Source organism: Geoalkalibacter sp. (assembly GCF_030604225.1).
Lineage (GTDB): Bacteria > Desulfobacterota > Desulfuromonadia > Desulfuromonadales > Geoalkalibacteraceae > Geoalkalibacter.
Window position 1 is genome coordinate 1 of record NZ_JAUVWH010000147.1, and the last position, 7,414, is coordinate 7,414.

A 7,414-nucleotide genomic window follows, 5' to 3' on the forward strand; every position below is an offset into this window, starting at 1 on the left:
GCGGGCCGTTGGCCACCAGGATGCGCACCGCGTCGATGAGGGTCAGGTCGGAATGCACCACGGTATTGATGTCGGCGAGTGACTCGGAGAGCCGCCGGTGCAGCACCCCGCGGTTGCCGCCGATCACGCCCATGATGTTCTTGAGCCCGAGGGTGAGGGTCGAGAGCCCATGGTGCTTGGCGACCGGGAGATTGATGAAGCGATCGGCCTCGATGGCCGGCAGGTAGAAGGGCCAAGTGGTCAGTTCCACGCCCTTCTCGATGGCGATATCGTGATAGGCGCGCCGATCCAGATGTTCGACCCGCACGCGGTCGGATTTGAGACTGTTCACCGCCGCTTCGATGCCGGAATTGACGTAGCAGCGCCGCGCGTCGTTGGCGCTGCGGTCAAACACCTGCACACTGCGCGCCCCGGCTTCCAGGCAATGCTCGACCACCGCGCGCACCACCAGCGGATCAGTGTTGGCGGCTTGCTCCGGCGTGCGGTCCCAGCCGATGTTGGGCTTGACCACCACGGTTTCGCCGCGCCCCACGAAGCGCTCCATCCCGCCCAGGGCTCCCAGGGTTGCCGTAACCAGTCGCGGGATGTCGCCCCCCTTGCGCACGGCGACCGCCACGGGACCGCTCGCGGCCCGCGCCGGCAGCGCCAGCAGATCGAGCACCGGCAGGGTGCCGAAAGCCGTCGCGGCCAACGCCCCCTGCAGACTCTGGCGCACGAAGGCGCGCCGGTCCAGACAGGTCATGGCAAACTCCTGAAAAAATTCAGATCAGGCGGTTTTCGCGCAGGAAAATCCGCGCCACGTCGCGCGCGCCCTGCGCCTGGGACTGCTGTTCGAGCCGGGCGAGGGTGTCCTCGTTGATGGTGCCGCCAAGCCGGCTGATGAGCCGCGCCAAAGCGGGAAACTTGCGCAGGGTGTCCTTGCGCACCACCGGAGCGGCCTGATCGGGAATCCCTGCCGCGCCCTGGGCGCCGAGATCGAAGCCGAAGGGCTCCAGCCACACCAGATTGAGGTCCTGGTTGTAGCGCGCCTTGACCGCCTCGAACAAGGCGGCGGCATCGGCGATGGGCTCGCCGCCCAGCACGTCTAGTTGGCCCTGGGCGGTATAGCCGATGGTGATGTCGACCTCCGCCTTGAGCTGCGCCTGGTGCAGGCGCTCGAAGCTGTCAAAGGTTTCCACCTTGACGGTGGTGCCGGTACGCTCGGTGATCAGCAGCGCCACCATCTCCGCCAGCAAGGTCTGCTGCGGTCCGCCGGTGGTGCCGATGGTCAGGGTCTTGCCCACGCAGGCCGCGGCTTCGCGGCCAAAACCGGTAAGCACCAGCAGGGTCAGGGCCAGGGTCAGGATTCCGTTCATCCAAAATTTCATCGGTCAAGCTCCTTCGTCAAAAAAACCAGGACTCAGCGGGGTCCGGCATCGGCCACCGGAGCGATCAGCCAGGGGCGAAAGCGCACCCAGTCGATGGGACCACCGGCCGCGGAGTCATTGGGGGATCTTACCTCAGTTGCGTCCTGGCGGTCAAAAAAGATCGGCGGATTGCCTGTTTCACCCAGGCCGGCGAGCAGTACCGTATCCTCGCCCCACCAGTTGGCGCTGACATCGACAAAATCTTGCAAGGGTTGTTCCCCCGCGAAAGGCAAAGGCGCCATCGGGCCTTGGGTTCCATTCTCCGCGTCACGCTGGGCGCCGGGCGGCCTGGCTCCGGCGGCGCTCTGGAAATCCCCGAGCTTGACCGCGAGCAGGTTACCGAAAAAATTGTTGTTCTGCACGCGCGGGTAGGAGGCGAAATCACAGAAAACCGCGATCTGATTTCGCTCAAAGACGTTGCGCGCCACCAAGGGATCGGCGCGTCGGGTATTTTTCAGGGCCGTGTGGTTGTCCTGAAACAGGTTGTGCAGGAACTCGCCCTTGGCGAACTGGTCACTGATGATGGCCGTCTCGTTGCCCACGAACCGGTTGTCCGTCACCAGGGGCCGGCTGAAGGTGGCACTGGAAAGAGCCACGCGGTTGCCTTCAAAGAGATTGTCGCTCACCACCAATCCCTCGCCGAGACGGGTGACGGCCAGGGCGCTGTCGTTCGCGGCGAAGCGGTTGGCACGCAGGGTGCCGGAGACTTTCTGCAGCAGCCCCAGGCCCTTGCCGTTGTTCTCGAACCGGCTGTCGCTGATCGTCAGGCGGCAGCCGCCGGCGGCGAGCAACCCGGCCTCGCGATTGGCGATGAACTGACCATTCTGAATGACAACCTCGGATTTGAGTTCGACATCCACTCCCACCCGATTGTCCTCGAAGCGGCCATCCCGGATTTCCAGGCGGGCTTCACGTACCGCCTTCACGGCCAGGTCGCACTGATGAAAGGTCACGCCCTCCAGGGACAGTTGCGCAGCCTGGGCGTCAATGGCCGTGGCCGCGCCGGAAAACCGCCCATGGCGGATAAGCTGGGGTGCCAGGGGTCGCTCGAAGACCAGGCCCCGCCAACCTGGAGGCGTGGCGAAAACCACCGGCGCTTGGGCGGTTCCGAGCACCTGCAACGTGCCCTGCACGCGCAGGAGGCTTTCCGTCGCGGCGGCGAGCACGCGCGTGCCGGCGGCGATTTCCAGGGCGGCCCCTTCCCCGACCACCACTGGCCCCGTCAGCTCGACTTCCCCCGACCAACGGTGGACGCCGCGCAATTCACCCGCGACCTGCTGGACGGCCGAAGCCGGAGCAGCCGCGACCAGCAGCAGGGCCAGAAGGCAAAAAACGGACATCCCCGGCCTTCTAGGCCGGACATGGACGGAGCGAACGGGCATGATCCCTCTAGTCCTCGGCGGTGATTTCAGCGTCCACGATCCTGACGACATGAAGAGCCTGGTCACGGGCGCCGAACAGCAACTGGTCGCCCAGGGCGCGCGGCGCCCCCTGGATGGCGCCGCCGACCTGCAGCCGGGTCAGGGAGGCGCCGCTTTCCAGGTTGAAGACCTCAAGGACGCCGCTGTTGTCCCCGACGAAAATCCGTCCTCCATGCACCAGGGGCGTCGCGTAGGACGGCCCGGCCAGGGGGCGGCGCCAGAGAACACTGCCGTCGGCGGCGCTCAACCGCCAGAGTCCCGCTCCGGCGGTGGCCACCAACAGCGTGCCCTCGGTATAAACCGGCGCGGCGTAGAAGCAGGGTTCCGCCAAGGGACGGCGCCAGAGAATCTCGCCCTGCGGCGAAAGCAGGGTCAGGGTGCCTTCCTTGCCCAGCACCGCCAGGCCCTCGGGTGTCGAAACCGGCGCGGCCGGCAGGGGTTCGTCGAGACCGCGCCGCCACAACAGACGCCCGTTCAAATCCAGGGCGCTGACCGTGCCCGCGGCATCCACCAGGTAACAGCGGTCGGCCGCGACCGCCGGCGCGGCGCGCAACACCGCGCCGGAATCGAAGGACCAACGCTGCGCGCCGCTGCTGCGATCCAAAGCATGGAGCGTGCCATTCCAGGCCGGCACCAGCACCAGATCGCCGGCCACCACCAAGCCGCCCTGACGATGATCGTCGGCGGGGGACTCGGCGTAGGTGAAGCGCCACAGCGGGCGACCGTCGGCCAGGGCCAGGGCGAACACCTCGCGTCCCCAGGTCTGGCCGAACACCCGCTCGCCGTCGCCGGCCAGGGGCGCGTCGAGGACGTCGGCGAATGCTTGTCGCCAGCGCTGCCGGCCCTTGCCGTCCAGGGCGCGCAGCGTCCCATCCCAGGAGGCATGCAGGATCAGGCCATCGGCCAGAAGCGGCGGCGCGTCGACAAAGCCCTGAGTCTCATGGCGGCGCAGGGGTTCGAGGGCCAGGGCGTCGCGGGGCCCGGTGTCGTCCAGCCAGGCCGCCGCCGGGACGACACTGACGGTGCCGATGTCGGGGTCCAGGGCCTGGTCGTAAATGCGCGCGGCGATCTGCGAGGGGTCGCTGCTGCCCCACCAGTTCTCGCCGGTGCGCACCGCGCCGGTGAAAAAATCGCCGAGGCGAACATGGTACTCATTGTCGTGGAAGTTGTTGCCTTGGATGATCGAATCGCGATCCATCTCGAAGAGAAAAACCCCCGCCCCGTTGTAGCGAAGAATGTTGTCGCGGACCTCCACCTGGGAGTCGCGAAAATTGATGCCCTTGCTCAGATTGTGCTCGATGAGGCTGTTGCGGATGGTGAAGCGGGCGCGCCCCAGGCGCGTGCCGTCGATGTTGTGGCGGATGATGCTGTTCTCGACCAGGCCGCGGGTGAAATGGGCGTGGATGCCGTGGGCGGAATCACGGATTTCGCAATATTGGAGATGAACTTCCGGGGAGAAATTGATGTGGATTTCCAGCCAGTCGCCCGGCTGGGGATCGGCTTCGGCGCTGCGGAACACGATCGGCGCGGCACGCGTGCCGCGGGCCAGCAACCGGCCATCAACCATCAGGGTGGCGTCGCCGAGCCCGTCCTCATCAAGGTCGCGGCGCACGAAGGCGATCTCGGTGCCGGGGGCGATGGTCAGGGTCAGGCCACGCGGCACCTGAACGGCGCCGTCAATCAGGATGCGCCCCTGCCACAGGGTATCTCGGTCGAGCACCAGATCCCCCAGCACCAGGGGCGGCGCTTCACTCGGCGGCAGGGGGCGCGACGCGGTACAGGCCCCGAGCAGCAGCGTCAGCAGTAGCGCCGGAAAAAACCTCACCACATTTCCTCCACGCGAATGTCGATGTCCTTAAGATGCGCACCCGCCTCGACCCGAATGGTGAAATCAGGCGTGCCGGCAAAGGCGCCCACCAGTTCGCCCGGCTCCGGCGCCCCGCCGATGGTGCTGCGCGCCCCGACGTAAAAGCGCCCCTCGTAGGGAAAGGAGAGCACATAGCGGCCATCGGCGTCCGTGGGCTGGGAAACGAAAAGAGGCCGGTTGAGCATCTGCGGATCCTCGTAAAGCAGCACCCGCATGCCGGCGACGGGCTTGCCGTTTTTATCGAGCACCCGCCCCTCGATACTGTTGCGGCCAAACAGGCTGCCCTGCAGTTCATCGACCTTCCCCGGCACTTCGAGGAGGGAAATAGCGATGCGGGACGGCTTGCCCGGTTCGATCCGCAGGGGATTGCCGTGCCAGTAGCCGATCAGATCGCCCGCCTGCAGGGGACCGACCGCCGTGGGTTGCTGGCGCTTGCGCACCAGGAAATAATAGCTGCCGGGCATCAGGGGGCTGGAAAACATTCCCTCGGCGTCGGTGGGGCCGAGGATGCCGTAGCCCATGCCCTTGAACCGCCCGGAGGGATCGAGATAGACGTACACCAGGGCATCGGCCACCGGCTTGCCGTTGAGCAGCACCTGCCCGATCACCCCTTCCTGCTGAAACCGATCCTGCGCGAAGGCCGGCTCCTGCTCGCGCACCAGGCCAAGATGGATCTCGCTCAGCCCCTCGGCGGTGACACGCACCGGGTTGCGCCCGTAAAAACTGAACCAGCCGCCGCCCTGGGCGACCAGGTAATATTCGCCTTCCGCGGGAAGGTTCAACGCGAACAGGCCGTCCTTGGCCGTGGGGGCGGCCAGATGGGGTGGCGCGCCGGCCAGGGACAGGCTCGTCACCGGCCAGGCGCCGACACGGATGTCGGCGACCCCCTGGCGATCGGGGCCGGCCACCTTGCCCGTCACCTTGACCTGCGCCGCGACGGCGCTGCCGGATAGAAGTTGCAGGACCAGAAAAAAAACGACGGGACAGAAGGTACGCATGGCAAAAAACTCCGGGAAACTGACGAAAAAACGTCAACCAGCAAAAACGCGGCGACGAGATTCCATCAGAAAAACACCTGGTGGACCCAGCCCAGCAGCACCGAACCGCTTAGCCCCAGGGCGACAAACACCGCCACCACGCGAAACTGGAACATGCCGCCCAGGGCGATCATGGCCGGCAGGCTGGTGACCGGTCCGGCCATGAGCAGGGTCAGGGCCGCGCCCTGATCGATGCCCCTTTGCAGCAGGCCGGCGAGAATGGGAATGATGGGAATCTGGTTGGTGGGCAGGGGCAGGCCGATGAGCGCTGCGTTGACCAGGGACAGGATGCTTTCCTGGCCGACCAGCACGACAATCCACGAGATGGGCACGAAGGTCACGATCAGCGCTTCGAGCACGATGGCCAGAAGCAGAAACTTGCCGGTGAACAAAGCCGCGTCGAGGGTGCGGTCGAGTATGAAGCGCAGACGGCTCTCCCGGGGCTTGATGCTCATGGTCTTGACGGCGATGCCGTGGGCCGCGCCGATTTCGGCGGCGCTGGCGAGGCTGCCGTCCTCGCGGAAGACGGGCTTGAGCTTGAGCAATTCACCCGCCAGATAGCCCTGGCGCACCAGGGCCTGGGTGACCAGCCCCGCGCTCAGGCCGAGAAATCCCGAGCCGACGATCTTCCACACGGCCAATTCGGCGCCGAGGCCGCGCCAGGTGAGCAGCAGGGCGTCGGGTCCCATGGTCGGCGAGGTGGCGAGCAGCGCCATGAGGGGCGGCAGGGGAGTGCCCATCATGGCCAGGGAAATGACGATGGGCAGGATGCCGCAGGCGCACAGGGGCGACACCATGCCGACCAGCACCGCCAGGACGATGCCCCAGATGCCGGCGCGATTGACCAGGTTGCGGATTTTCAGGTCGAGCTTGTAGCCCTTGATGACCCCCACCAGCAGACAGGCCAGCAGGAAGAACCACCACATGCGCGCGATTTCATCGCGAATGACCGAAAGAACCTGCAACAACGCCGAGTCAGGCATGCATCTCCCTCAGGTGGAATCCGCCGCCAGGGGGCGGATGTCCAGCAGTTCATCCTCGGGCAGGGCGCGCAAGCGCGCCAGCAACCCGTCCAGAAAGGCGTCCTTGTCCCGGGTGCGTCGCGCCAGTTCCGCCGGAGCCAGGGCGGCACGCTCGCTCTCCAGGGCCTCATCGAGATGGCGGTACCGCCAGGCCAACTCCAGGGTCGCGGGACGCAAGGCAATTTCGAAACCCGCGCCCGAGGCGCAGCGCAAAAGCAAGACATGGCGCCCGGCATCCCGCACGCGCAGGGTGCCGGCCGGCTCCTCGCAGCCCGTGGCCACGGCGATGCCTTCCACCGCGCAGGTGCGCAGCAGGTATTCGCCGCGCAGGGGGCCGTCGCCGAGACGCCGCCGCCCGGCGAAGCCCATGCGCCCGCCAAGGGTGCTCATGGGGCAGTAATGGCCGTGACGCGAGCGAATCGCGTCATACAGTTGGGCGGGCGGCAGGGGCTGCATGAACGCCGCTCCTAGAATTCGTAGTGATGCGGACAATCCTTCTCGCGGATCTGGTAGTACTTGGCCGTCATGTCGGGGGTGAGAAACTGGCGGATTTCGCGCAGCGCCCGCTCGAAATGGGCCTGGGTCACCACCGTCGCATCCTCCTTGATGGCGTTGACCGTGGCGCGCTTGCACAAGCTCTCGATATCCCAGCCGACATAGC

Annotated in this window: 8 protein-coding genes; all 8 read right to left on the reverse strand. The window is 66.3% G+C overall.

The genetic code is table 11. The features are described 5' to 3' along the window. On the reverse strand, nt 1–742 hold a 742-nt coding region (locus tag QAT43_RS13255), incomplete at its 3' end, for a DUF362 domain-containing protein (protein ID WP_305043562.1). A gap of 19 nt (nt 743–761) precedes the next feature. Continuing rightward, nucleotides 762–1,367, reverse strand: a complete 606-nt coding sequence (locus QAT43_RS13260) for a glycine betaine ABC transporter substrate-binding protein (RefSeq protein WP_305043563.1) — start codon at nt 1,365–1,367, stop codon at nt 762–764. 32 nt (nt 1,368–1,399) lie between these two features. Next, nucleotides 1,400–2,746 carry a right-handed parallel beta-helix repeat-containing protein gene (locus QAT43_RS13265; RefSeq protein WP_305043564.1) on the reverse strand — a complete coding sequence of 449 codons (1,347 nt, stop codon included), beginning with the start codon at nt 2,744–2,746 and terminating at the stop codon, nt 1,400–1,402. A gap of 49 nt (nt 2,747–2,795) precedes the next feature. After that, entirely contained in the window at nt 2,796–4,655 is a 1,860-nt protein-coding gene (locus tag QAT43_RS13270) for an outer membrane protein assembly factor BamB family protein (RefSeq protein ID WP_305043565.1), read from the reverse strand. Next, complete coding sequence (locus tag QAT43_RS13275; RefSeq protein ID WP_305043566.1) at nt 4,649–5,692, reverse strand: hypothetical protein; 1,044 nt, start codon at nt 5,690–5,692, stop codon at nt 4,649–4,651. The genes QAT43_RS13270 and QAT43_RS13275 overlap by 7 nt, the downstream gene beginning before the upstream one ends. A gap of 65 nt (nt 5,693–5,757) precedes the next feature. Then, nucleotides 5,758–6,714 carry a permease gene (locus QAT43_RS13280; protein ID WP_305043567.1) on the reverse strand — a complete coding sequence of 319 codons (957 nt, stop codon included), beginning with the start codon at nt 6,712–6,714 and terminating at the stop codon, nt 5,758–5,760. Between the two features lie 9 nt (nt 6,715–6,723). Further along, nucleotides 6,724–7,209, reverse strand: a complete 486-nt coding sequence (locus tag QAT43_RS13285) for a formylmethanofuran dehydrogenase subunit E family protein (protein WP_305043568.1) — start codon at nt 7,207–7,209, stop codon at nt 6,724–6,726. 11 nt (nt 7,210–7,220) lie between these two features. After that, nucleotides 7,221–7,414 (reverse strand): hypothetical protein (locus tag QAT43_RS13290; protein WP_305043569.1); only part of this gene is annotated, 194 nt, incomplete at its 5' end.

What these genes read in the sequence shown, in the direction of transcription:
- QAT43_RS13285 (WP_305043568.1), bottom strand. Translation starts at nt 7,209, where the DNA reads ATGCAGCCCCTGCCGCCCGCCCAACTGTATGACGCGATTCGCTCGCGT.
- QAT43_RS13280 (WP_305043567.1), bottom strand. Translation starts at nt 6,714, where the DNA reads ATGCCTGACTCGGCGTTGTTGCAGGTTCTTTCGGTCATTCGCGATGAA.
- QAT43_RS13260 (WP_305043563.1), bottom strand. Translation starts at nt 1,367, where the DNA reads ATGAAATTTTGGATGAACGGAATCCTGACCCTGGCCCTGACCCTGCTG.
- QAT43_RS13275 (WP_305043566.1), bottom strand. Translation starts at nt 5,692, where the DNA reads ATGCGTACCTTCTGTCCCGTCGTTTTTTTTCTGGTCCTGCAACTTCTA.
- QAT43_RS13265 (WP_305043564.1), bottom strand. Translation starts at nt 2,746, where the DNA reads ATGTCCGTTTTTTGCCTTCTGGCCCTGCTGCTGGTCGCGGCTGCTCCG.